Below are 21,795 nucleotides of genomic sequence, written 5' to 3'. Positions count from 1 at the left end.
CATCTTGTGATACTTGAATCAGCGCAGGAACAGCGAGACGACTCCTGCCGTCGCCCCAACAGCAGCAAGACCCGTAGCCGCAGCCGCGAGTCTCTGCGAGGTTCGGATAGCCGCCGCCGCTTGGCGGCGATGGATCTCGTTGAGGTAGTAGTCGACCCCGACGGTGACATTGTCCGCCGCCGCGTCATGCAGACGGATGAGGTCGCTGTCGGATAGGGCGTTGAGGTCGCGGAGGATATGAGCCATGGCGATGTTGTACCCCAGGGGGAGGTCACCCCAATCGCCGCGACCCCGCACCTCCTGGCATAGGCGGGCTTCCCTCCCCGAGGTTTTTTTCCAAGCGGGGAGAGAGACTCGCCTATGCCAGGAGGTGCGAAGGGCGCGGGGCGGGGCTGACCCCACCCCGGGGCTACTGCTCGACTTCGATGACTACCGCGGCCCCCATGAGGAGGATGCCAACAGCATCACCCATCGCAGTGCCACCGATCGAGCTACCGAACGAGCTGATGGTCAGGCCAACAATCGCGTTGCCTCCCACCGAAACACCTGAGACGGCGAGCGTGTCCATTGCCTCCCTGTAGGCGCGTGCCGCTTTCGTCTTTGCCGTCGCACCCGAGCCTGTGCCGGCGTCGGTCACGATGCCGACCGTTCGAACGATCCGGTAACCGGGAAGCGTCGGCAGCGTGGTGATGAACTGCGGAAGAATAGACGGCGGGGGCAGGTCGGCGGGGGCCATTCTCGGAGCGTAGACCCATGCAAGCCAATCCTGGCCCGGCGGTGAAAATCATCCCTCCGAGCTGGGGCGAATGTCTTGAGTCGGGCTGTCGCGCACCCTTTCAAGCCAGAGCCGCATGACGATTTCGGGATCTGCGTTGATCGTCCTGTGACATAGGCCGCTGATCAGTGACGCGGTGGTTTGCAGCGTCAGGTCAACCACTGACTTGGCGTCTGGCAACAGTTCGAATAGATCCTCCTTAAGCGCTCCGACGTCGCTCGCCGTGTGCGAGTCGTTGCGGACTATCGCGGTGATCATGGCGGTGATGATCACCGCTGCCTGTTGCTCTTGCGCGGTAGGAGGGCGGTGGCCGATCTGTTCGTTCACAGCCGTCTCCCCATCTGCTCTGCTCGCTTCACTTGCCTGGCGAACTCGCGCCCATCGATCTGCACGCTGCTCCCGGCCTCTGCTGCGACCGCGATGCGCTCGAGAAGCGCAACCATCGCCGAGTCACCTGCTCCGACACTGCCCGACTTTGACTGAGAGCCGACATCGCCGAGTTTGTGGTTCGGGATGACCTGCGCACCCTTGGCGAGGTTGATGAGCTCAGGACCCTTCTCGCCGACCATCGTCAGACCGCCACGCCAGTTGTCCGTGCCCTTGGCGTTCGCACCGATCTTGAGCTTTGCAGACCTGCGAGCGGCATGGTCGATGGCAGCATTCAGGACCGCGATGCTTGCGAGTGCGGTCGTGAGCCCGGTGATCTGAACGCTCGGGTTGGCCTTCGCCTTGTCGAGTTTGCCGAGCGCGGAGTTCGCCTGGTCAGTGTTGCGCTTGAACCGCGCGATCTCGCTACTCGTGGTTCCCATCGCGCGACGCAATGTGTCGACGTGCTCCGACGCAGCCCCGAGGCTCTTGATGCTGGTGTTCTGGGTGGTTAGGTAAGTCTCGGTGGCCTTCTGAACCCTCTTGGTCGCGGCCTCGTTGCCGAGCGTCGCAGCGAGGACATCGTTGTAGGAGATCCCCATCTTTCGCGCCGCGCTAAATGCGTCGTCGTCCGCGAGGGCCTTGGCGGTCGCTGCACGGGTGGCTCCCGTAAGTGCGCCCGTCTCCTGATTCAGCGTCGCGACAACACTGGCAGCGTTGGCCTTGAAGCGCGCCTGCGACGCGGCGGCGGCATTCGAGCGGCCAGTGAAGACCGACAGGAGGCCAGCCGCGCCGCCGAGAGCAGCGCCCCACGGCCCGCCGACAGCGAACCCGGTGGCAACGCCTGCGCCGATCGTCGTGAGCGCACCAAGGCTGGTCGAGGTTCCGCCAGCCTTCGTCGTCAGCGCAGCGAGTCCAGCACCCGCAGCAAGCGCGCCGCCACGAAGCGCGACCGTCTTAGCCGTAGCGAGCGCGGCCGTGCGATCAAAGTTCTGCAACGAGGGAAGCGAGCCAGAGAACCGATTCGACAACAGCGCGACTGCACCAGCGAGCAGGATGACCTTCTGCGTCCCACCCGGAAGCCCAGCGAAACCCTGGACGATCGCAGCGAGGACGGTCACGATCGGCTTGCCAGCGTTGTAGATGTCACGCAGCGTGCTTGCGACCTGACCACCCGCGCCAGTGCCATCCTGCATGCCCGTCACGAACGACGAGACAGCCGGAATGATGTCGCTGGTCAGCTTCTTGTTGAACTTGTCGATGACCGGGATCAGCGCAGTGCCGACAGTCTCCTGCAGGTTGCCGAACGCGACCGACATCTTCTCGCCACTGGTGGCGGTTGCGGCTGCTGCGCCCTCGGTCTGCTTGGCGACCTCGCCAAGGATGATCTTCTGCGCCCCGAGAATGTCGCCCGACGCCTGCAGCGTCTTGATCTGCTCTTTCTGCTGCGACGTGAACGAGACACCGACACGGGTCAGGGCCGAAACGCCCTTGGTCGGATCATTGAGGGCCCTGCCGAGCATCTTCGAGTTCGACACCGCGTCGCCGCCGAACGCCGCCGCCATGTCATTGGCAGCCACGGTGGCCTGGTTGAAGATGTCGTTGCCCTTGCCGACCTCGTTGCGCACCCGGCCAAAGGTCAAGAGCATATTTTGACCAGCGGCGATGGCCTCGTCGTCGACACCGATCTTCGCGGACAGCGAAGAGGCCAACTTGTCGACATCCTTGGCGGTGACGTTCGCGATACCACCCGTCGACTTGATGACAGCGTTCGTCAGCGCGCCAACCTTCTGAGCCTCACGCGCCTCGTCGATCGAGCCCTTCAAGAACGAGCCGACACCAGCCGTGCCGAGGATCGCAAGGGCAGGAGTCAGGGCCGACTTGAGGCCGGACCCAATCGAACTGCCCAGACGCTTCGACGCCGACTTGCCCGACTTGTCGAGTTGTGGGCCAACCTCCGCGTCGAGCTTCTTGCCGAAGCCTCTAGCGGAGGGGGCCAAGCTGACCCATGCTGCTGCCACTTCTGCCACTGGTGCGCACCTGCCTTGAGTTGATCGCCAGGTGCGCGCCTAGCTTTTGATTGACGCACGCCGCGAGTTGCTCCGGTAGTGCGCCTGGATGGGGATTCAGTTGTCAGATAAGGGGGGGGAGGGGGGTCAGATAGAGAGGACCGCCAATGCCGGGAGGTGCGGCTGTGCCGTGACCGGGTGCCACTCCCCCTGGTCCTCATCGGATGTATGCCCGATCGATCCCGAAGAGGTCGGCAGCGAAGTACCGACCCTCTCGGTCCGAGTGATCAGGCGGGGTGATGTTGCCTTCTCGAGGAGCGCGGTTCGGCTTAGCTGTCTCCGCTTGCTCATGTGCTGCGGGTCGCTCACCTTCAACTCCGAAGAGGGCGCGGGTGAAGGTGGCCATGGCGTCGTCGTCGCTGATCACGAGTACGCCGGCTGGGCGAGGGCTTCGATCTGGCTGTCCGACATCGAGAACATGTCGCCTGGCCGGATGCCACCGACTGCGATCGCGATATCCATGCCTCCGCCGCGTTCTGCTGCCTCGCCATCCCAGAGCCGCTGGAGGGCTGCGTCGTGCTGCGGCCGGGTCTTGAGGAACTCGTTAGCCACCTTGGGGTCGCGGTGCTCAACTCCCCACTCAGCGGCTGCCCGGGCCAGCACCTCATCGCCGGAACGAGTTGCACGCCGCAGCAGCTCGAGGACCTGCGCGCTGGCCTCACACGATGCGATACGGTCCGCGGCATCTCGACGCGAGATCGACAGACTGGCAACGTCACCGTCGAGCCCCTTGATACCGAACACGGTCGAGGCGTCGTCCTGGTCCGTGAGGTAAACACGGCTGGCCATCCGACTCAGCTCATCGTTCACGCCCTTGATCACGCTCATGTAGTGGGCCGCTTGACGCGAACGCTTCGCCTCTTCGGTGAGATCGGCGTCGCTCGTGATCTGGCTGTACGCACGGTGAGCGGAGTCGGCCTTCTCGTGGAGCAACTTCCGGACGTCGGCTGACTTGCCGCCCTTGACGAGCGTCTTGATTGCTTCCTGTCGTTCCATGCTGATCTCCTTCACGCCGCTCTTGCGGCTCGGTAGTGCTCCATGTCTTCGCGGGTGATCCGGTACCTGCCGCCGACCTCTGTTGCTTTGAGGGCTGACCGGGCGATCGCTAGGCGAACCGCCCGGTCAGTGATCCCCAACTGGCTGGCAACCTGACCCGTACTCATCCACTGCTTTGACTCTCGCGGAACTTCCGGCTCTGGCGCGATGGCACTTCCGGTTGCGGAAGCACGCCACTCGAGAGCCGCTTCATGCAGGCTGAGCAACTGGTCGTGCAGCTCGGGGTCCGACCCCAACGCCGCGCGTCGCAGTTCGGCCAGATCGAGACGCTCGTGCATGATCGCGGCAACCCTGCCGGTCACGATGCTGATGCCCTCGCTCTTCTTGATTCGCCAAGAGCGCCGCTGGTAGTCGCTCACGCTGACACCGCCGTTACGCTCGACGGATGAAGTGGCTCATCAGGATCGGCGCAAGTGTGCTGATCGCGGGGCTGGTGCTGACGATGTGGCAGGGACCGAACTCCGCGAAGGGAGCCGCGATCGGTATCGCCGCCATCATGTACATCGTCGCGCGCTTCGAGGGCATCGACGTCAGGAACTTCTGGGGCTACGACGACGATGACGACGATGACGGGCAAGGTCCACTTCGTCCGGCCTGAACCACAGTCGATCCAGGCCTCGGGACGAGGGACGAGGCCAACCGGTGTTGGTGACCCCGTCCTACGTCCTCGTCCTCGTCCCCCCTTAGGGAGGGGGACGAGGGACGAGGTACTTGGGGCCTCGTCCGGGACGAGTAGGGACGAGGTGGGGACGAGGGGACGAGAGTCAATCATTCTGATCTCCCTCCACCCATGGCTTCAGCAAGGCGTGAGGTGTTCCATCGGAGACGAATCCCTCGATCTGCAGAAGGTTGCGGGCAGTCCTGATGGTCATCGCCTTACCCCTGACGACAGCCTCGATCTTGGCCGCGGACAGCGGACCGTGCTTCTCGAGAGCGGCGCAGATCTGACCCATGAGCGCGGTCGGTCGGAACTCGCCCTGCTCCTTGATCTCGGGTGGCACGATCTCGACCTCGAGGAATCCCTCGGTGTGGCTGTTCAGCCTCAGGTCTGCGAACCAGAACATGCCCTCCTTGCTCGGCACGCCGTTCTTGCGGAGCTGACCAGGACGGTCCTTGGCGAGGCGAATTGTTGAGATGCCGACCAACCCGACGCCGAACGGCTTGCGGTTCTCGAGCACGAAAGCGGCACCATCGAGACCATTGAGCTTATGCACGCCGCCTAGCGCGTACCGGCCGCGATTCTCGCCACTTTTGACGACATGGTCGAGGCACACGACAGCGCAGCCAAAGGCGGCCAGGGCTCGCGGAAGCATCCGGCCGAAGGTTGCGATGTCCTTGTTCGACAGCGGGTCCATCCCGTGCATCGTCATCGCCTCGGTGACCCCGTCGATCACGGTGAGGGTCGGCTTGTAGACAGCCATCACCTCACGCAGATCATCGGCATTAATCCCGGTCCCGAGAGCCGTCGAGGGCTTCACATAGTGGAACCGCGCTCGGATGACCTCGGGATTGCACTGAAGGCCAAGTAGCCGCCTGACGAGCCCGCCCTCGTCATCCTCGAAGTCGAGGTAGACGACATGGTTGCCAGCGGTCATCTCGTCGATGCACGCCGACAGCATCAACCAAGTCTTGCCCGCCTCTGACTCGCTGGCGATCGTGTGGACCTTGCCTGCGTAGAACAGGCCAACACCGTCTGTACGGCGCCCCACATGCGCCTCAGGCGGCGTCCACGAACCGTCAAGGACCGCCGAGAGGTCGACGGCCTGCCAAGACCTCTTGAGTTCTGTCGTGGCCTCAATCTCGTCGGGAACCCAAGCGTCTAGATCGGCGCTCATCCGGCCACCTCGTCACAGTGGGCAAGGTTTGCGTAGTGGATGCCGCAGCCGTCGTGATCGGCCAACGCGAGCACGTCGCGGGCTGTGTTTTCTGACGTCGACCACGCTTTTCGTCGTCGGGAGTAGAGCGGGCGACCGCCACACTGCTCGATGTATGACTTCGCTTTCCAGCCACTTACGAATGCGGAGTGGTTGACGGGGTCAATCTCGACCTTGATCCAGCCGTCGCGCTTCACGCGACACCCCCGCCGTTGCGCCCAGGAAAGTCGCCGGGACGCGGGCGACCCGCTTCGTCGAGCTGGTGTCGACGTCGCTCCTCGAAGGACATAAGGACCACGCTGTTGGACTTGCGGGACCACACCTTCCGATGCTCAGCGACGCTCCGGGCGTACTCCGCGTCCTCCTCTTGCTTGAACGCCGTGCGAAGGGACTCAACTTCTCGCCGCAGGTTCGCTTCCAGGTTCTCCCAGTCCCACGCCCATGCCTCGGCCGCGAGCACGACAGCCGCAATCCGGTTCGGATGATCGAGAGGCAGCGCGCACCACTCTGGCGAGCCGTAGCGCTGAATGGGCCGAGTTGCCTTATCGATGAGCGCGCGAGACCACGATTTCCGGTGGACGGCGGTAGAATCGACAGTGTCGCCAGCCAGTGACTTCGAGTAGGCCGCCTTTTCGCCGGGGCGGCCTCTCTCATTGAGATGGGTCACGCGGCGTCACCGCCACGAAGCAGAAGCGCGAGACGCTGCCGCTGTTCTAGCGTCAATGGCGGTGCTGATTCCACCGTCTGTTGGATGTACTCCTCGAGCCGCTCCGCCTTCAGCTTTCGGCGAAGCTCGGTTACATCAGCCTTTGGGTTTGCTCGCTTAGCGTGCGCGATCTCAGATCGCGTCTTGGTCCAGGACATCGAAATGCCTCCATGCAGAGTCTGTCTAGACCTCTGCTGGAGGCAATGATTCGGATTTCTGAACGCCCATTCCTGAGCGGCACGGTGGCTATTACTTAGTAACGATAGCGGATAGTTCTGACAGAGATATTGAGGACTCGCCGACAGAAGCCTTGCCGATAATCACCGCGGCAAGTTTGTCCTGCTGGATGGGGAAGTCGTAGCCGCACCTTCGACACACGAAGCGATATGTCATGTGCCCGCCAGCGTCGTCCGGCCGGTAGTGGCCTGTAGGACTCTCCGGCTCGCCGAGCCCCCCGTACTCAACCCTTACAGTCCCAGCGTTGCCAAGCAGGTTCATCTGGGCCGTGCCCACTCGTTGGGCGCCGTGCGGTTCACGAGAACCAAAACAACGGATCGTGAGCTTTGCGATCTCGGGCCGACTCCGAGGGGTCTTCTTGCGCCGGCTCATCTTGTCGCCGTCCAATCAATCTTCACCTGGCTGGCATCGAACGACTTCCCTGCCCCGGACGGCAGGATCGTAATCGTCATGATCGCTTCGATGACCGCGCGCTTCCGGTCGATCGTCGCCTGTCGCCAAGACTCCCCCGCCTTTGGTCCTGTTAGTTCCTGCATCTCAGGCGCGGGCTCACTTTCTCGAAGACGTGCGCGCGCGACTTCCAGTTGGGGCTTGAGCTTCGCGGTGATGCGCTCCAGCTGCGGACCCGTGATTGCCCCGTCTGCGAACTGATCGGCCGCGATCTCCATGCGCGACTCGATCGCTGAAGCCTCGTCGCGCGCTCGCCTCATTGCGTCCGGGTTTCCGCCGAAGAGTCCGACCGCGTCAGGGCGTGAGAGGCGGGCCACGACGACCCCCTCGACCACTTCGTCGACAGAATCCGCCTTGCGGCGCACCTTGTAACAGGAGGCGCAGAAGTACGCACGGGGCTGACGCTTGTTACCGGTCCGGTTTGCAGGTGCCCCCCGCATGGCTCCACCACATCGACCGCACTTGGCAATGCCGCTGAGTAGGTGAACGACTTCACTCCCGCTGTTCGTCCGGCGCCGCGGATCGCGCAACATTGCGACCAGGCGATCGAACGTGTCCTCATCCACGATCGCCGGCCACTGCCCCTTACCGATCACTTGCCCCTGATGAACGCGGCGTCCGGCATTGCGCTCGCGAAGTAGGACCTGGCGAAGAGTCGTCCCAGACCATGGCTTGCCCGACGGCGACATCGTCCCGGCCGCATTCAAGGTGGCGACCACCGCTCTCAGCGGCTCGCCTGCCAGAAGGTGATCGGTTGCCGAGCGGATCACCTCCGCGTGAACAGGGTGAGTGCGCTCCACATATCCGGCAAGCACTCCCGAGTCGTCGAACAGCGGCTCCCGGACGTACCCGTAGGCCACCTTTCCGTGGCTCTTGCCCGCCTCGGCTCGCTCTAGGAACTTGCGCTTAAGTCGACGGCTGGATTGCTCGACCTCGTGCCGAGCGACACTGCCCTTGATGCGAGCCGTTAGCCGCCCCTGAGGGGTTGCCAAGTCCACCTCTCCCCCGACTGACGCGAGAGCGATTTGGTGGGCGTCGGCCAGTCCGATGAACTGCTCGAGCTCGGACGGCGTGCGGGTCAGGCGGTCTACATCCCACACCACGAGCGCGTTGACCTTCCCGGTCTTAATGGCCTCGATGAGTCGTTCGTACTCAGGTCGGCGCACCCCACTGGACGCACTGACGTCGTTGTCCACGAAGGTCCCTGAGATGGCCCACCCGCGTTTTGTCGCCAGGGCGGTGCAGTCTTCGATCTGACGGGTCACGCCGAGCGCCGAACCGTCGTCGGACGAGATTCTCGCGTAAATGGCTGCTGTGGGCGGGTTCACATGTACATTGTAGTATCTCTAGTGCATGATAACCGGGATCATCATCGCCACGTCCTTGCGACCGCCCGACTCGATCAGCTCGCGTCGACCGGACTCGCGCACGTCCGCCGCCTGGGCGTGCAGGACGTCGACGAGCGGCGTGCCCCGCTCGACAGCGATCGCGAGCCCCTCGGCGAAACGGGCGATGCTCGTGACGCCGGTACGCGCAGCGAGCCGGTCGAAGGCATCAGCCATCGGGGTGCCGGTCCTGACGTCGGAGATCACGCGGGCCAGCTCGTCGGTCAGGGCCCCCCGACAGACCTTCATGATGCGCTCGAGGCCTGCGATCGGGCTCTCTCCCGCCGCGACGGCCAGGGCCAGCAGGTCGGCCACGACGGGAAACTCCGCCTGCATCTCGCGCTCGCGTGCCGCGACCTGCGACGAGAGGTGGTTGTCGCACCACAGGACGCCGGCGACGAAGCCGAGGACGCAGATGACCAGCAGCAGGGGCACCGGAGTGCCGCGGCTCGACCAGAGCAGTGCCGCGACGGCCGCGCCGATCGCGAAGCCGGCCGACCCCCACAGCACCTGGGTGATCCGGAAGTCGTCGACGGTGCGGGCCGACCCGAGCCGGACGAGGCGCCGCGAGACACTGGCCGAACCACCCAGCAGGTCGCCGACCGCGGCTCCGACCTTCTGCACCGACGGGCCGAAGACGGCGTCGACGACGTGGCTCGGCCGCCCTCCCGCCGGCGCGGTCGGATGGACGTCGCGGACATACGGCAGCACCCGCTGCTCGAGGGACGGCCTCCGGGTGCGCGACCAGCCCGAGACGACCAGGACCAGACCGGCCGACAGGCAGAAGCCGAGCAGCGCGCCCGTCATGCGAGGATCCGTCGCTCTGCCGGCAACCGGCCTATCCACATCATGAGCCGGTAGGCGACCACGCACAGGACGGCGCCGGTCGTCAGGACGATCGCGCCCGTGCCGGTGGCGAAGCGGTCGATGACATCACCCTGCAGACACATGAGGAGCAGGACGACCCAGGGCGCGGCGACCGCCAGGCGCGCGCCGTTGACGGTCCACGACTGACGGGACTCGATCTCGCCGCGCGTCCGCAGGTCCTCGCGCAGGAAGCCCGACAGTGCGCGCAGCATGCGCCCGAGGTCACCACCGCCGACGTCGCGCGCGATGCGCAGCGCCTCGACCACGCGGTCGCCGACGGGATCTGCCAACCGGTCCTTGAGCCGGTCGAGGGAGTCGTTGAACCGCCCGGTGCCCTGGTAGTCGCGGCCGAACTGCCCGAACGCCTCGCGCAGTCCCTCCGGGCCACGCTCGCCCAGCTGCATCAGTGCCTCCGGCAGGGAGAGTCCGGCGCGGACGGCGGAAGCCAGGTTGTCGACGGCGTCGGGCCAGAGCGCGGCGTGGTCGCGAAGTCGTCGAACGGCGCGACCGCGCAGCACCGCGATCGGCAGGCCTGCTGCCATCGCGCCGAACACGATCCCGATCACTGCGACACCTGACGCGCCCGTCATGACGACGCCCGCGACGACGAAGGCGATGCAGCAGAGCGCCACCAGCTGACCGGGCGAGACCCCGACGACCCCGGCGCTCGCCAGGAGATCGGCCAGCGGGGTCGTGCGCCGCCGCGGCCGGCTCGGCCGCTGCCACTCCGGCTCGGTCACCGTCCAGGCCACCAGGAGGATGCCCGCGCCGGCCATCAGGCCGATCAGGGCGCCCATCGGCCCGCTCCCAGCGCCTCGTCGAGGTCGATGCCGGCCTGCTCGAAGGCCTCGCGCCGCAGCGGCGAACCGTGACCTCGTTCGAGGCGGCCGTCGCGACGGACGAACACCGGCTCGGCCTCGATGAGGTCGTTCTCGACCCGGCCCGTCACCGCCACGATCTCGCGAACGGCCCGCACCCCGTCGGCACCGATGCCGGTGTGAACCACCACGTCGACCGAGGCCGCGACACTGGGGACGACGAACCTGGAGCCGATGTTGTCGCCGGCGAGCAGCGGGAGGGTGCAGAGCTTGACCAGAGCCTGTCGCGCCGAGTTGGCGTGGATGCTGGCCATGCCCGGCAACCCGGCATTGAGGGCCAGGAGCAGGTCGAGGCACTCGGCCGCGCGCACCTCGCCGACGATGATGCGCGACGGGCGCATGCGCAGCGCCTCCTTCACCAGCATGCGCAGGTCAACCGTCCCGGTGCCCTCGAGACCGGCCTGTCGTGTCTGCATCGCCACCCAGTCGGGGTGGCCGCACTGCAGCTCGAAGACCTCCTCGACCGACACGAGTCGCTGCGATCCGGGGATCGATGCGGCCAGGCAGTTGAGCAGAGTCGTCTTGCGGAACAATTGTTAATGTACCTGCATGATCCGCACGGCGCTCTACGCGCGCATCTCCGATGATCGCCGAGGCGAAGGTCTTGGCGTGGCCCGTCAACGCGAAGACTGTCTGGGACTGGCGGAGTCCCGCGGATGGACGGTCACCGCGGAGTTCATCGACAACGACCTGTCGGCCTACTCGGGCAAGAACCGCCCGGGCTTCACAGAGTTGCTGTCAGGAATCGAAGCGCGCGAGTTCGATGCCGTGGTGGTCTACCACCAAGACCGGCTGACTCGCCGTCCGTCGGAGTTCGAAGACTTCATCGACAAGTGCCAGAGGTTCGGAGTCAAGCAGTTCGCGACCGTTTCGGGCGAGACCGACATCGGTCAGGGTGACGGAATTCTAGTCGCGCGGATCATGGCTGCAGTGGCCGCGAATCAGTCGGATGCGTCGGCACGTCGCATCCGGCGCAAGAACGACGAGAATGCGGCAGCAGGCAGGCCGCACAAGACGGGTCAGCGCGCCTACGGCTACGAGCTGGACCGGATGACGGTCGTAGAGTCCGAGGCGGCGGTGATTCGCGAGGCTGCGCGGCGCTTCCTCGCCGGTGAATCACTGGTGTCCGTGGTCGCTTGGCTCCAAGCGGAGGGCATCCGCACGGCCACTGGCATGAATGAATGGCGAACCCCGACCCTTCGGAACCTACTGAAGTCCCCGCGGATCGCCGGCCTGCGAGAGCATCGCGGCGAGGTTGTGGGAGACGCGCTGTGGCCGGCAATCATCACCCGCCAAGAGCACGAGCAGATCACGGCACGGTTGGCCGAATCCGCAAAGACGAACCGACGCTCGCCACGTCGTTACCTGTTGTCCGGCAAGGTCTTCTGCGGAGCATGCGGGAACAAGATGTTCTCCTCCCCCGACGGCGGACGACGCCGATACGGCTGTCGCAAGGGACCGGACTTCGGCGGGTGCGCGAAGATCTTCATCAACGCCGAACCGCTCGAAGAGTTCATCGTCAGAGCCGTCCTGGCGCGGTTGAGTTCACCCGCAACCATCGACGCGATCCGAAACGCCCAACAGCCCGACGGCACCGGCAAGACGCTCAGCGACGAACTGGCCGGGCTGCAGCACAAGCAAGCCGAGTTGATGGAGATGTGGACCGACGGAGTCATTACCAAGCGCGAATTGATTCCCGCGCGGGACAAGATCGAGAGCCGGATCGAGTCCACACGTCGTCAGCTGGCGCGGCTCGACGCCGGGACTGGACTGTCCCAATTCCTAGGGGATACGGACACCGTCGCCGCGGCTTGGGATGCCCCGGACATGACGCTGCAGCGGCAAGCAGCGGTGGTCGGCGCGATCATCAGCCGAGTGGTCGTCCACCCGTCGAAGCGAGTTGGGCCCCGAGTGGACTTGAACCGGATCGAGCCGGAGTGGATCGTCTGAGCGAGCACGGCTGTTCGGCCCGGTCCGACTGGGCGTGTCCGTTCGGGCGGTCCGTGCTCCCGCTCCGCAGGTGCGCGCGGCCCGTCCGCCCGGACCCGCCTATCCGTCCCGGGCCGATCAGCCGCGGACCTCTCCCAGACCGAACCTCCATGGGAACCTATGGCGGTGGTGGCAGCGGACGCCCCTCCACGCGCCGCAAACCCGGCGACGCGCGGAGCCTCTGCGCCCCCGAGAGCCGCCACCACCACCGCCCCCCTTGCTCAAGCACCCCGTTTCAGCAGTATCAGGATTTGACGAATCTTCTCCGGGTCAGTGACTTCCACAGGCACACCCGAGGCCGCGCAGGACTGCCGCAGCCAGGCATCAAACTCCGCATCAGGATCGCGAGCTTCTAGTCCCACTGGAACCACCTCGCAGGCGGCCCTTGCCAATCCTCGTTCTCCGACGAGGCCCACGACCGGGACGGAATCTTGCCGTCCATCACATCGATCGCCTGCGCCAGAACCTCGGCATCGCTAGTCCCGGCGAAGCGCACCGCCCGCGGCTGAAAGCCTTGCCCCACTTCATAGCGGTGCCGTCCACCGAGGTCCGTCGACTCGAAGGTCTTGGCCACGTACTTCGAGAGATAGCGAGCCGCGATTCGAGCACCCTCGACGCGCGGAGCGTTGTGTCGTTGACCGGTGATTCGCTTGATGCTCACCCAACCGCGGCCCCACACGTCCGAGATCAGCGAATGACGAACGTAATCACCGAGTGCGAAGTGCAGATGCAACCGTTCTCGATCCTTGTGCCACTCCGGAACCCAGATATATGGGAACGGGTCACCGCCCAATTCCGATCGAAGATCACGAATGAAGACCGCGACGTCGCGCCGAGCCTGTCCCGGATCGAAACAGAACGGCGGCGCGTAGGTCAGCGTCCCGAAGCGGTCAAGAAGATTCGAGGCCGCGTAGCGTCGAACCTTCGATCGCGCGCGACGAGCGGCCTCAGCACGAGACCGCGCAGGATCCGCCGCCGCACCCGGAGCGACGTAGCGCCGCTCAGCGCGTACGGAGGACTGGAAGGAACACCCCGCTTCGCCAGCGGTCGGGTACAGCGAGAGACGCCAACCAGCGTCAGGGGCCAACAGAACAGACGAACTCACGGGAACCTACTTGGGCGCGTCGGGATAGGACCCGATCTGCGGGAGCTCAGTCCAGGCTCACGCTTTGCCAATGACGGCGCGCCGCCCCGCGATTAGAAATTGTGTCCGGATGGTCCCCTGCCCCGCTCATTGGGACTTGCGCTAGGTCTGAGGAGATGACCTTGGTTTGATTCGTGCACGGCTGGATCGACAACCGCTTCCGGCTTCCACCAGCAAAATACACCGGTGACATTCGGACGGCAGGGAAATTCAGGAACGAGTTTCGTTGCAGTATCAAGTCAAGCGCGGCCCTACGGGCCGCTGTCATCCTCGAGCGTCTGCTAAACCGGCTCTTCCGAGATGAGGGTGTAGGTCGGCCGGGCGCGTCGGTCCGCAGATAGACGTCGAGGTCTCCCGACGATGGAGGTTCCTACGCCATCCATCCGAAAGACCTCGACGTGACCGGCGCTACCCCGCCGGCCGGCCTCGGCCGCCCTGACCTGACCGCCTTCGCGTCTCATCCCAATCGACCCTGATCGGGTCTGCTGACCCCCTCGACGAGAACGCAGCGACATCACAGCCACCCAACCCCGACCGGCCGGGAAGCCGGGGCACGTCACATGGCCTGTGCTGCGGGCGTGTCGAGTGGGTCGTCCAGGGGCGACGCAGGAGCGTCGACGCGACGTGCTGAGAGGTGGTTCCAACCGGGCGCTAGGACACCGGCTACAGGCATGGCGATAGGTCAGGAACGGCGTCGCTCCCTGCGCAGGAGGGAGCGCAGAGTCTCGGCGTTCGCGTAGCCGACCCGTAGCGCGATCTCGGCGGAGGTGAGGTCCGTGGTTGCTGAGAGGTGCCGAGCTCGTTCGATGCGAAGCCGTTGGACGAAGCCGAGCGGAGTGAGGTTGAGCGCCGCACGGACTCGTCGTTCGAGGGTGCGCCGGCTGGTGCCGAGCGACTGCGCGACGAAGGCGACGTTGAACGGTTCGTCCAGGCGGGCGCGCACGAAGCGTTCGAACTCGACGACGATCGGGTCCTCGTGCCGGAGATGTTCGTAGGCGACGAAGGCCGCCTGCGACGGACGCTCGTCGATGATGAGGAGCTTGGCGACATGTTGGGCCAGGTCGGGGCTGATCGATCGCACGAGTGAGAGCGCGAGGTCGATGTGGGCGAACGCGGCGCCGGCGGTGACGAGGTTCCCGTCCACGACGACCATGGTGTCGAGATCGAGGGCGACGGTCGGATAGCGCTTCAGGAACTCCGGCCCCAGGAACCAGCTGGTCGTCGCCCGCCGATGATGCATCCGTCCGGTCTCGGCGACGGCGAACACGCCGGTGCACGCCGCGGCGATCCGGGTGGTCGCGTCGTCGAGGCGCCCGAGCGAGGCGATGACCGAACGAGCATCTCGGCTCTGGAGGGCGTCGTTGGTAGCGGCGGCCGTGAGGGTTCCAAGCGCAGGGACGACGACCACGTCGAACTCTCCGGACTCCGACAGCGGGTGGTCAACCGACAGGGTCATCGATGCCGTCGTGGTCACTCGCCGTTTCGGTCCGAGGATGGCGAGTTCGATCGGGTCGATCCGCGGGTCGATATCGCCGCGGGCTCCGTCGGCCACCCGCACGATGTCGATGACCGACGCGACAGCCGAACCGAAGCAGCCGTCGATCGCGATGAGTCCGATACGCATGGCGCGAACAATAGCAATACTGTCGTATACGCCACTCCCCATCGGCCCTCGCTCGTCATACGCTGAACTCGCCCCACGAAGAACCCCGACTTCAAGGAGAAACCCTCATGTCCACACCCGCATCACTTCCGTATGCCTTCGTCGCCAAGATCGTCGCGGCCGATGGACAGCACGACGCGCTCGCCGATCTGCTCGCCAGCGCTGTCGCACTCGCCAACGAAGAAGTGGGAACGATTGTCTGGTTCGCGGCTAGAACCCACGCCGACACCTTTTGGATCTTCGATGCATTCCCCGACGAGGCCGCTCGCGACGCCCACGCCAACGGCGCCATCGTCGCAGCCCTGATGGCCAACCAGCACCTCCTCGGCGCAGCACCCGAGATCCTGGCGGCCGACGTCCTCGCGTCCAAGCTCCCGTAGTCCGCCAACGCACGAGACGATCGCGCCCCGCCGAGCCGTCGGACCCGACCGCCTCGACACCCGCACCACGTTGACGATCCCCGACGGGCCGATCACGCGATCCGACACATCGAAGTGAAGACCACCGCTGGACCCGCCAGCAACGCGTTCTACATTTGCCTAATGAGATCGCCTTCAGTGATAGTCATCCCAAGTCGTACGTCCTGATCCGAGTCTTCGGCTACGCAGCGTCAACAGAAAGTGGCAACTGCTACGAGAAGGCTAGTCCCGTCGCGAAGTCGTTAGGTCTGGTGCCTAGCACGTACAGCGCAAAGCTTCTGCCTTCGCTTCAGTAGGTGCACTAGGAGTTTGTCGGCTTGCCCGCCTGGGTGCCTCCCGAGACGACGATGTTGAGCCCGGCGCGGACACTGGCGTCGAGGAACGTCGCGCTCTGGGGGTCCAGGGTGCCGAGAGCCACGAGGTCGCCGACGGAATGGGCCTTGGCCACGAACTTGCGGATGTTGACGGCCGCGAAACCCCGGGCGATACCGTCGAGGACGACGTGGAGCCGATGGCCACCCGGCAGCATGGCGTCGACGAACGGCTGGGAGATGTCGAGCCGGCGCCCGGACGTCGACAGCATCCGCTCGACGAGCTCACGCACCTGCTCCACCGTCAGGATCAACGACGTCAGCTCGTGGCGGCCGTTGCGGGCCACGAACACGCGCGACGGCTCGTTGATCCAGACCTCCTCGACCGACTCGTCGTCGAGGAACGCCTGCAAGGGGCCGAAGCCGCTGACGTCGGCGACGATCTGCCCGACGACGACCTCTGGCTCGTCCAACGACCGGACCGCGCCGGTCAGGCTGCGCGACTCGTGCTCGGCGATCGCGTCGAGGGCAGCGAGACGGACGGACTCGGCATCAGTGCGCGGATCGATCCGGCGCTGACGCACCAGGTCGCGCACGCGGTCGGCCAGTGCCGACGTCGACGATTCCATCCCGAGAAGCCCTTCCCCCGAAGAGTGCTTGCAGAGATAGTGCCCGAACCGCAAGGGATTTGGGAAGAGCCGGTGGGACAGCCTGTGGATCAACGCCACTCGACCAGGAGTCCGCACAGCTCTCGTTTGCCGAATCAAGCTGTCGTCGGCAACTGTCCTGATCTTTCGGTCGATCGCGAGTATCCGAGTGAACGCACGAGTGACCTGTTCCGGGTTCTCCGGACGCCAATGTTGGAGCGAGAAATGCTCCGAGTGAGGAGTCTGGAATGCCCGCAGCAGAGCCCGAAGAGTTCCGTCGTCGAGCAGTCGAGCTCGCCGGGTCTGGTGACAAGCCTGTTGCTGAGATAGCGAAGGATCTGGGGATCAGTGAGTCCTGTCTGCGTCGCTGGATGGCTCAAACCGAACTCGCTCATGGAGTCGTTCTTCGGCTCGATGCAGATCGAGCTGCTCGACCGCCGCGAATGGGCGACCAGGGTTGATCTGGCTAACGGCATCTTCGAGTGGATCGAAGCGTTCTACAACCCGACCCGGCGCCACTCATCGATCGGCTACGTCAGCCCCATCGAGTTCGAAACACGTCACACCGCCGCTGAGAAAGCGGCATGATCAACACACATCAAGAGTCCGGGAAACCCGGGACAGGTCATTCCTCATCCCAGTCAACCGCTCCATCATGGCCAGTGGGCGCCACACAGCGACGAGCACCCACCCGAATCATCACTCGCTCAGCGCGAAAGCCGCGGTGGCCGCTAGCCGGCAGCAACCTGTCAGGCGCCGCCCTCTTGGGTGACAGAGCGGCTGAGGCCCACAACCTTGATCTTTCCCTTGGCGTTGACGATCTTGATCGTCAAGTTTCCGTAGGCGCCGTCCGAGAAGTCGACGTCGCACGTCGTCTCATCACCGACCGCCCCGCTCACCTCGTCCGGGCAGGAGACCTTGCTGAGAGAGTCTCCGGGGCGTGCGATCTCCTTCGCGAAGAAAGCCGCGATGTCCTTCTCGACGATCGAGGGGTCAAGGAGCACAGGTTCCGGCGTAGGTGCGTCGCTCGTTGCGGACGCCGAAACCGACGCTCGCGATGGTTCGTCGTCGCTCTGGCCGCCGCAGCCGGTCAACGAGACGAGAGCCAGAGCCGCAAGGCAGGTTCCCACTCGATCCATAGTTGAGACCCTATCCACGTCGATACCAACCTGTCCCCCGGACCGCCTGCGGCCCGGGCGGGTCAGTACAGCAACCCTGGCGGCGAGGACAGGACGTAGACACGTGCCGCTCCCGGATTCCACCGGCAGGTCCGGACTGGCGCCAGCGTCGGGCTCACGGTCGCCAGGCCCTTCGTCCACGCACGAGTAGTGCGAGACGGTGCGCCGCGGCGTCCCGAGGGTTCGCCAGACCCGGCGCCGTGCCGCGGGGCCGGGACGTCCGGACGCGCCTGACAGAGAGTCCGTCGACCGAGAACATCGGCCCTCCTGTCCGGCTGTCCGGGCAAGGCGGACCGACGTGACCACGGTCACCCCGCATCAGGGCCGATCCGGGTGGCGACAGCGTGTCGTGAGTCACTAGTCTGGAAAGGACATACTCCCGGTATGCAGAACTGAAGGAGCGCGCCGAGTGATCACGCGGCAGACCAAGATCCAGCTGCTCGTCTTCGCTCTGGTGACCGTGCTGGGCGGCGCCTTCGTCGGCGGACGCTATGCGCAGCTCGACCGCCTCGTCGTGGACCGGACGTTCGCCGTCCAGGCTCACTTCACCGACTCCGGCGGCATCTTCGCCGGCGCCCCCGTCACCTACCGCGGCATCGAGGTCGGCAAGGTCGACCGGCTCCAGCCCGAGGCCGACGGCGTGATCGTGCACCTCGACATCGAGAAGGACGCCCCCGACATCCCCGACGACCTCGAGGTGCGCGTCGCCACCAAGTCCGCGATCGGCGAGCAGTTCGTCGACCTGCGCCCCCGCCGCAACGCCGGGCCCTACCTGACCGCCGGCGCCGTCATCGCCCGCGCCGACACGCGCATCCCGATCTCGTCGTCCGAGCTGCTCGTCGATGTCAACGAGCTCGTGAAGTCGGTCGACACCGACAGCCTCAAGACCGTCGTCGACGAGCTCGGTCAGGCCTTCGAGGGCACCGGCGACGACCTCGCGACGATCCTCGACACGTCCTCGGAGTTCATCAAGACCGCCGACGACAACATCGACGTCACCCGCTCGCTGATCCGCGACGCCGACACCGTGCTGCAGACGCAGATCGACAAGCAGGGCGAGCTCGGCACTTTCTCCAAGAACCTCGCGCTGCTGTCCGACACCCTCGTCGACGCCGACCCTGACCTGCGCCGCCTGCTCGACAAGGGAGGCGACGCCGCCAGGACGATCGACACCGTCGTCGGCGAGAACTCCCAGGATCTCTCGCAGACCATCGTCGACCTTCGCACGACGACGCAGCCGTTCCTGAAGAACCTCTCCGGCCTGCAGACCGTCTTCATCCAGTACCCCTACCTCGTCGAGGGCACCTTCTCGGTCCTGACCGAGACCGGCAAGGACACCAACGAGTGGAACGCGGCCTTCGGTCTCGTCCTCACCGACACCACGCCGACCTGCACGTACGCCAACAGCGGCGGTGAGGCGTCCGGCTACCAGCAGCGTCGTCCCGAGGCTGCGATCAGCGACCGCGAGCTCAGGGCCGATCTCGACTGCAAGGTCGACAACAACATCGCGCGCCAGCCCTCCAAGACGGTCTTCAACCGCGCTGCCGTGGGCCCCGACGCCTCGTGGGCCGACCTGCTGGTCACGCCGCTGCTCTACTGATCGCTCGTGGCACGATCGGTGCATGACCTGGACCGCACCGACCCCGGCCGACCTCTCCGGCGGCCCCCTCACGGGTGACGAGCGCCCCCTTCTCGAGGGCATGCTCGCCTGGCAGCGCTGGACGCTGCTCAACATCTGCGCGGGCCTGGACGCCGACCAGCTCGCATCGCGACCGGTCGAGTCGACCAACCTGTCGCTGCTGGGGCTCGTGCGCCACATGGCGAAGGTCGAGCGGATCTGGTTCCGCAAGCGCGTCGCCGAGGAGGACGTCGAGCACCTGCATCGCTTCGAGGCCCACGACGACACCGACTTCCTCGTGATCGACCCGGCCGACGCCGAGCACGCGATCACCCAGCTGGCCGAGGAGCAGGCGGCCGCCGCGCGCGCCGTGGTCAACCTCCCGCTCGACCTCGAGATCGAGGTCCACGGCGCACCGATGTCGCTGCGCATGGTGCACGTCCACATGATCCAGGAGTACGCCCGGCACAACGGCCACGCCGATCTGCTGCGCGAGGCGATCGACGGCGCGACCGGCCGCTGAATGAGCCGCAGCGCGCAGCCGCCGACCGGCATCATGAGGGCATGACTCGCACGAAGGTCCTGCTGGTGGCCGCCGCCACGTCGATGCTCCTGCTCACCGCCTGCGGGTCGGACGAGCCCGAGGCGTCCGACCCGACGTCGTCGTCGCCGACCACCGCGGAACCCACTTCCCCCGCGACCAGCGGGCCGGATGCGACCACGACGCCTGACGCCCCGGCCGGACAGCTGCTCGACTACGAGACCGACGACGCCAACGGCGTGAGCATCACCACGGCCGCCGACACCGCAAAGCTCACCGGAGCACCGGCCGACTTCAAGGCGTTCATCGCGTCCGAGCTGGCCAAGGCCCAGTCGACGACCGACGACGTGTGCACCGAGAAGCCGCAGATCTACGTCTCGCGCCTCGACACCGGCGGATGGGCGGCCGGCGGGCACTTCGTCCCCCAGTGCGGCGGCAACGCGACCCTGTGGGCCAAGCCCGGCGGCACGTGGCAGGAGGTCTGGAGCGGCCAGGAGCTCACCGACTGCGCGACGCTCGAGAAGTACGGGTTCCCGGCCGACGTCGTCGGCGGCACGTGCCTCGACGGCGAGGACGAACGGCCGTACACCGCCGGTGGCGTCGACGTCGAGTGAGCCCGAGCGGTCGGGCTAGGTGATCGACGCGAGCAGGGGCGCGATGAGGCGCAGGAACCGGTCGGGCGACGCGGCCCGGTTGGTCACCTGGCGGATCGCGACGCCGATCGCGTAGTCGACGGCCGCCTCGGCGAGCACCACGACGGTCTCGTCGTCCACGTCGTCGGCCGTCACGAACGAGCGGACGACCTCGGCAGCCTGCGCGACTGCCGACTCCTGCCGTGCGGTCTGCTCGGCCGCCAGGCGCGGGTCGTTGATCGTGTCGAGCAGCAGCTCGAGCTCGAACCGCACCCAGCCGGACGCCGTCGCCGCCGCGGCCCACGCCTTGACCTGGGCCAGCACGTCGTCGGACGACGACACCCGGGTCACCCGGTCGGCCAGGGCGGCGATCTGCTCGGTCTGGAGCCCGGCCAGGACGCCCAGCGCCAGGTCGGCCTTGCTGCCGAAGCTGGAGTAGACGATGCCCGTCGTGAAGCCGGCCTCCTTGGCGACCGAGGCCAGCGAGGTCGCGACGTAGCCGTCTCGCAGGAACGCGGCTCTGGCCACCTCGAGCACTGTCTCGCGATTGCGCTCCTGCACCTGGGTACGGGTCAGGCGCGTCATGGATGACAGCGTAGTCAGGCCACCGCCCCGCGTGGCGGAGGTGTCCGCGACGCTCGTGTCTAGGGAGTCTGCTGCTGCCCCGGCGCCCGGCCCTGCATCTGCCCGGGCACCTGGCCCTGCATCTGCCCGGGCATCTGACCCCTCATCTGGCCGGGTCCTCCCCCACCGGGCCCGCCACGGCCTGACGAGGAGTCTCCGCCGGCGGCCCCGAGCGCTGCGCCCGCCCCCACTCCGAGGACGACAGCCGCCAGGGCTGCGGCGAGCATCGTCCGGGTCGACCACTGCCGCGAGTCGGTGTCCGCGGTCTGCTGAGCATCATTCATGCCCACCATGCTCGGTGCCGTGCCTGTCACCAGCCTGTGAGCAGGCTCGAGCAACGCTGAGCGAACCATTCACAGGTTCTGC

The 21,795-nt window shown here is 65.9% G+C and carries 27 protein-coding genes; 8 read left to right on the top strand and 19 right to left on the bottom strand.

Going from position 1 to position 21,795, the window contains the following annotated elements; translation table 11 throughout:
- Positions 1–18: 18 nt before the first annotated feature.
- The 6 genes from HQK15_RS17115 to HQK15_RS19200 all read right to left on the bottom strand — a co-directional run bounded on the left by HQK15_RS17115 (position 19) and on the right by HQK15_RS19200 (position 4,625).
- The gene (locus HQK15_RS17115; RefSeq protein ID WP_173492722.1) at positions 19–246 is read right to left on the bottom strand and encodes a hypothetical protein; all 228 of its coding nucleotides are present in this window, start codon (positions 244–246) and stop codon (positions 19–21) included.
- A gap of 163 nt (positions 247–409) precedes the next feature.
- The gene (locus HQK15_RS17110) at positions 410–736 is read right to left on the bottom strand and encodes a hypothetical protein (protein ID WP_173492721.1); all 327 of its coding nucleotides are present in this window, start codon (positions 734–736) and stop codon (positions 410–412) included.
- 48 nt (positions 737–784) lie between these two features.
- The gene (locus HQK15_RS17105; protein WP_173492720.1) at positions 785–1,102 is read right to left on the bottom strand and encodes a hypothetical protein; all 318 of its coding nucleotides are present in this window, start codon (positions 1,100–1,102) and stop codon (positions 785–787) included.
- Entirely contained in the window at positions 1,099–3,171 is a 2,073-nt protein-coding gene (locus tag HQK15_RS17100; RefSeq protein WP_173492719.1) for an autotransporter outer membrane beta-barrel domain-containing protein, read from the bottom strand. The genes HQK15_RS17105 and HQK15_RS17100 overlap by 4 nt, the downstream gene beginning before the upstream one ends.
- A gap of 402 nt (positions 3,172–3,573) precedes the next feature.
- Positions 3,574–4,206, bottom strand: a complete 633-nt coding sequence (locus HQK15_RS17095; protein WP_173492718.1) for a hypothetical protein — start codon at positions 4,204–4,206, stop codon at positions 3,574–3,576.
- An 11-nt stretch (positions 4,207–4,217) separates the two neighbouring features.
- Complete coding sequence (locus HQK15_RS19200) at positions 4,218–4,625, bottom strand: excisionase family DNA-binding protein (RefSeq protein ID WP_173492717.1); 408 nt, start codon at positions 4,623–4,625, stop codon at positions 4,218–4,220.
- 26 nt (positions 4,626–4,651) lie between these two features.
- Here HQK15_RS19200 and HQK15_RS17085 point away from each other — a divergent pair, with 26 nt between their 5' ends.
- On the top strand, positions 4,652–4,864 hold the full coding sequence (locus tag HQK15_RS17085; protein ID WP_173492716.1) for a hypothetical protein: 213 nt from the start codon (positions 4,652–4,654) through the stop codon (positions 4,862–4,864).
- 166 nt (positions 4,865–5,030) lie between these two features.
- Here the strand turns inward: HQK15_RS17085 and HQK15_RS17080 are convergent, their stop codons facing one another.
- From HQK15_RS17080 to HQK15_RS17050, 7 genes are all read right to left on the bottom strand, one after another.
- Positions 5,031–6,101, bottom strand: a complete 1,071-nt coding sequence (locus HQK15_RS17080) for an AAA family ATPase (RefSeq protein WP_217361797.1) — start codon at positions 6,099–6,101, stop codon at positions 5,031–5,033.
- Entirely contained in the window at positions 6,098–6,337 is a 240-nt protein-coding gene (locus tag HQK15_RS17075) for a hypothetical protein (RefSeq protein WP_173492715.1), read from the bottom strand. The genes HQK15_RS17080 and HQK15_RS17075 overlap by 4 nt, the downstream gene beginning before the upstream one ends.
- Positions 6,334–6,807 carry a DUF2742 domain-containing protein gene (locus tag HQK15_RS17070; protein WP_173492714.1) on the bottom strand — a complete coding sequence of 158 codons (474 nt, stop codon included), beginning with the start codon at positions 6,805–6,807 and terminating at the stop codon, positions 6,334–6,336. Before HQK15_RS17070 ends, HQK15_RS17075 begins: the two co-directional genes overlap by 4 nt.
- 644 nt (positions 6,808–7,451) lie before the next feature.
- Positions 7,452–8,861 carry a recombinase family protein gene (locus HQK15_RS19195; RefSeq protein WP_173492713.1) on the bottom strand — a complete coding sequence of 470 codons (1,410 nt, stop codon included), beginning with the start codon at positions 8,859–8,861 and terminating at the stop codon, positions 7,452–7,454.
- An 18-nt stretch (positions 8,862–8,879) separates the two neighbouring features.
- Positions 8,880–9,725, bottom strand: a complete 846-nt coding sequence (locus HQK15_RS17060; protein WP_173492712.1) for a type II secretion system F family protein — start codon at positions 9,723–9,725, stop codon at positions 8,880–8,882.
- Positions 9,722–10,582, bottom strand: a complete 861-nt coding sequence (locus HQK15_RS17055; protein ID WP_173492711.1) for a type II secretion system F family protein — start codon at positions 10,580–10,582, stop codon at positions 9,722–9,724. Before HQK15_RS17055 ends, HQK15_RS17060 begins: the two co-directional genes overlap by 4 nt.
- Positions 10,570–11,196, bottom strand: coding sequence for a CpaF/VirB11 family protein (locus tag HQK15_RS17050; RefSeq protein ID WP_217361796.1), 627 nt, complete (start codon positions 11,194–11,196; stop codon positions 10,570–10,572). The genes HQK15_RS17055 and HQK15_RS17050 overlap by 13 nt, the downstream gene beginning before the upstream one ends.
- 16 nt (positions 11,197–11,212) lie before the next feature.
- On the opposite strand from HQK15_RS17050, the gene HQK15_RS17045 reads away from it, so the two are divergent.
- A complete protein-coding gene (locus HQK15_RS17045) occupies positions 11,213–12,613 on the top strand; it encodes a recombinase family protein (protein ID WP_173492710.1) in 1,401 nt (466 codons plus the stop codon).
- A gap of 391 nt (positions 12,614–13,004) precedes the next feature.
- On the opposite strand, the gene HQK15_RS17040 is transcribed toward HQK15_RS17045, so the two are convergent.
- Both HQK15_RS17040 and HQK15_RS17035 read right to left on the bottom strand, forming a co-directional pair.
- Complete coding sequence (locus HQK15_RS17040) at positions 13,005–13,757, bottom strand: rolling circle replication-associated protein (protein WP_173492709.1); 753 nt, start codon at positions 13,755–13,757, stop codon at positions 13,005–13,007.
- 721 nt (positions 13,758–14,478) lie between these two features.
- Positions 14,479–15,420, bottom strand: a complete 942-nt coding sequence (locus HQK15_RS17035; RefSeq protein ID WP_007079305.1) for a GlxA family transcriptional regulator — start codon at positions 15,418–15,420, stop codon at positions 14,479–14,481.
- A 107-nt stretch (positions 15,421–15,527) separates the two neighbouring features.
- Here HQK15_RS17035 and HQK15_RS17030 point away from each other — a divergent pair, with 107 nt between their 5' ends.
- Complete coding sequence (locus tag HQK15_RS17030; protein WP_173492708.1) at positions 15,528–15,839, top strand: putative quinol monooxygenase; 312 nt, start codon at positions 15,528–15,530, stop codon at positions 15,837–15,839.
- A gap of 340 nt (positions 15,840–16,179) precedes the next feature.
- Here the strand turns inward: HQK15_RS17030 and HQK15_RS17025 are convergent, their stop codons facing one another.
- Complete coding sequence (locus tag HQK15_RS17025; protein WP_173492707.1) at positions 16,180–16,818, bottom strand: ATPase, T2SS/T4P/T4SS family; 639 nt, start codon at positions 16,816–16,818, stop codon at positions 16,180–16,182.
- A 266-nt stretch (positions 16,819–17,084) separates the two neighbouring features.
- Here HQK15_RS17025 and HQK15_RS19190 point away from each other — a divergent pair, with 266 nt between their 5' ends.
- Together HQK15_RS19190 and HQK15_RS17015 are read left to right on the top strand one after the other, a co-directional pair.
- On the top strand, positions 17,085–17,297 hold the full coding sequence (locus HQK15_RS19190; protein WP_173492706.1) for a transposase: 213 nt from the start codon (positions 17,085–17,087) through the stop codon (positions 17,295–17,297).
- A complete protein-coding gene (locus HQK15_RS17015; protein ID WP_254451137.1) occupies positions 17,230–17,424 on the top strand; it encodes an IS3 family transposase in 195 nt (64 codons plus the stop codon). Before HQK15_RS19190 ends, HQK15_RS17015 begins: the two co-directional genes overlap by 68 nt.
- A 161-nt stretch (positions 17,425–17,585) precedes the next feature.
- On the opposite strand, the gene HQK15_RS17010 is transcribed toward HQK15_RS17015, so the two are convergent.
- On the bottom strand, positions 17,586–17,975 hold the full coding sequence (locus HQK15_RS17010; protein WP_217361795.1) for a DUF4333 domain-containing protein: 390 nt from the start codon (positions 17,973–17,975) through the stop codon (positions 17,586–17,588).
- 448 nt (positions 17,976–18,423) lie between these two features.
- Between HQK15_RS17010 and HQK15_RS17005 the strand changes: the two genes are divergently transcribed.
- Genes HQK15_RS17005 through HQK15_RS16995 form a run of 3 tightly spaced genes read left to right on the top strand, consistent with a single transcriptional unit; the run spans position 18,424 to position 20,787 of the window.
- A complete protein-coding gene (locus HQK15_RS17005) occupies positions 18,424–19,614 on the top strand; it encodes an MCE family protein (RefSeq protein ID WP_173492703.1) in 1,191 nt (396 codons plus the stop codon).
- Positions 19,615–19,636: 22 nt separating this feature from the next.
- A complete protein-coding gene (locus HQK15_RS17000; RefSeq protein ID WP_173492702.1) occupies positions 19,637–20,155 on the top strand; it encodes a DinB family protein in 519 nt (172 codons plus the stop codon).
- Between the two features lie 41 nt (positions 20,156–20,196).
- Positions 20,197–20,787, top strand: a complete 591-nt coding sequence (locus HQK15_RS16995) for a hypothetical protein (RefSeq protein WP_173492701.1) — start codon at positions 20,197–20,199, stop codon at positions 20,785–20,787.
- A 15-nt stretch (positions 20,788–20,802) separates the two neighbouring features.
- Here the strand turns inward: HQK15_RS16995 and HQK15_RS16990 are convergent, their stop codons facing one another.
- On the bottom strand, positions 20,803–21,390 hold the full coding sequence (locus HQK15_RS16990) for a TetR/AcrR family transcriptional regulator (protein ID WP_173492700.1): 588 nt from the start codon (positions 21,388–21,390) through the stop codon (positions 20,803–20,805).
- A 59-nt stretch (positions 21,391–21,449) separates the two neighbouring features.
- Positions 21,450–21,713 (bottom strand): hypothetical protein, encoded by a 264-nt coding sequence (locus HQK15_RS16985; protein WP_173492699.1) that lies wholly within the window; start codon positions 21,711–21,713, stop codon positions 21,450–21,452.
- Between the last annotated feature and the right edge of the window lie 82 nt (positions 21,714–21,795).

The sequence above is a fragment of the Aeromicrobium stalagmiti genome, from assembly GCF_013283745.1.
Classification (GTDB): Bacteria; Actinomycetota; Actinomycetes; order Propionibacteriales; family Nocardioidaceae; genus Aeromicrobium; species Aeromicrobium stalagmiti.
This window is presented reverse-complemented; position numbering and strand designations above follow the sequence as displayed.

Coding starts and splice junctions, on each gene's coding strand:
- HQK15_RS17115 (WP_173492722.1), bottom strand. CDS start 246: ATGGCTCATATCCTCCGCGACCTCAACGCCCTATCCGACAGCGACCTC.
- HQK15_RS17110 (WP_173492721.1), bottom strand. CDS start 736: ATGGCCCCCGCCGACCTGCCCCCGCCGTCTATTCTTCCGCAGTTCATC.
- HQK15_RS17095 (WP_173492718.1), bottom strand. CDS start 4,206: ATGGAACGACAGGAAGCAATCAAGACGCTCGTCAAGGGCGGCAAGTCA.
- HQK15_RS17085 (WP_173492716.1), top strand. CDS start 4,652: ATGAAGTGGCTCATCAGGATCGGCGCAAGTGTGCTGATCGCGGGGCTG.
- HQK15_RS17080 (WP_217361797.1), bottom strand. CDS start 6,101: ATGAGCGCCGATCTAGACGCTTGGGTTCCCGACGAGATTGAGGCCACG.
- HQK15_RS17060 (WP_173492712.1), bottom strand. CDS start 9,725: ATGACGGGCGCGCTGCTCGGCTTCTGCCTGTCGGCCGGTCTGGTCCTG.
- HQK15_RS17055 (WP_173492711.1), bottom strand. CDS start 10,582: ATGGGCGCCCTGATCGGCCTGATGGCCGGCGCGGGCATCCTCCTGGTG.
- HQK15_RS17045 (WP_173492710.1), top strand. CDS start 11,213: ATGATCCGCACGGCGCTCTACGCGCGCATCTCCGATGATCGCCGAGGC.
- HQK15_RS17035 (WP_007079305.1), bottom strand. CDS start 15,420: ATGCGTATCGGACTCATCGCGATCGACGGCTGCTTCGGTTCGGCTGTC.
- HQK15_RS17030 (WP_173492708.1), top strand. CDS start 15,528: ATGTCCACACCCGCATCACTTCCGTATGCCTTCGTCGCCAAGATCGTC.
- HQK15_RS17025 (WP_173492707.1), bottom strand. CDS start 16,818: ATGGAATCGTCGACGTCGGCACTGGCCGACCGCGTGCGCGACCTGGTG.
- HQK15_RS19190 (WP_173492706.1), top strand. CDS start 17,085: ATGCCCGCAGCAGAGCCCGAAGAGTTCCGTCGTCGAGCAGTCGAGCTC.
- HQK15_RS17015 (WP_254451137.1), top strand. CDS start 17,230: ATGGAGTCGTTCTTCGGCTCGATGCAGATCGAGCTGCTCGACCGCCGC.
- HQK15_RS17010 (WP_217361795.1), bottom strand. CDS start 17,975: ATGGATCGAGTGGGAACCTGCCTTGCGGCTCTGGCTCTCGTCTCGTTG.
- HQK15_RS17000 (WP_173492702.1), top strand. CDS start 19,637: ATGACCTGGACCGCACCGACCCCGGCCGACCTCTCCGGCGGCCCCCTC.
- HQK15_RS16995 (WP_173492701.1), top strand. CDS start 20,197: ATGACTCGCACGAAGGTCCTGCTGGTGGCCGCCGCCACGTCGATGCTC.
- HQK15_RS16990 (WP_173492700.1), bottom strand. CDS start 21,390: ATGACGCGCCTGACCCGTACCCAGGTGCAGGAGCGCAATCGCGAGACA.
- HQK15_RS16985 (WP_173492699.1), bottom strand. CDS start 21,713: ATGAATGATGCTCAGCAGACCGCGGACACCGACTCGCGGCAGTGGTCG.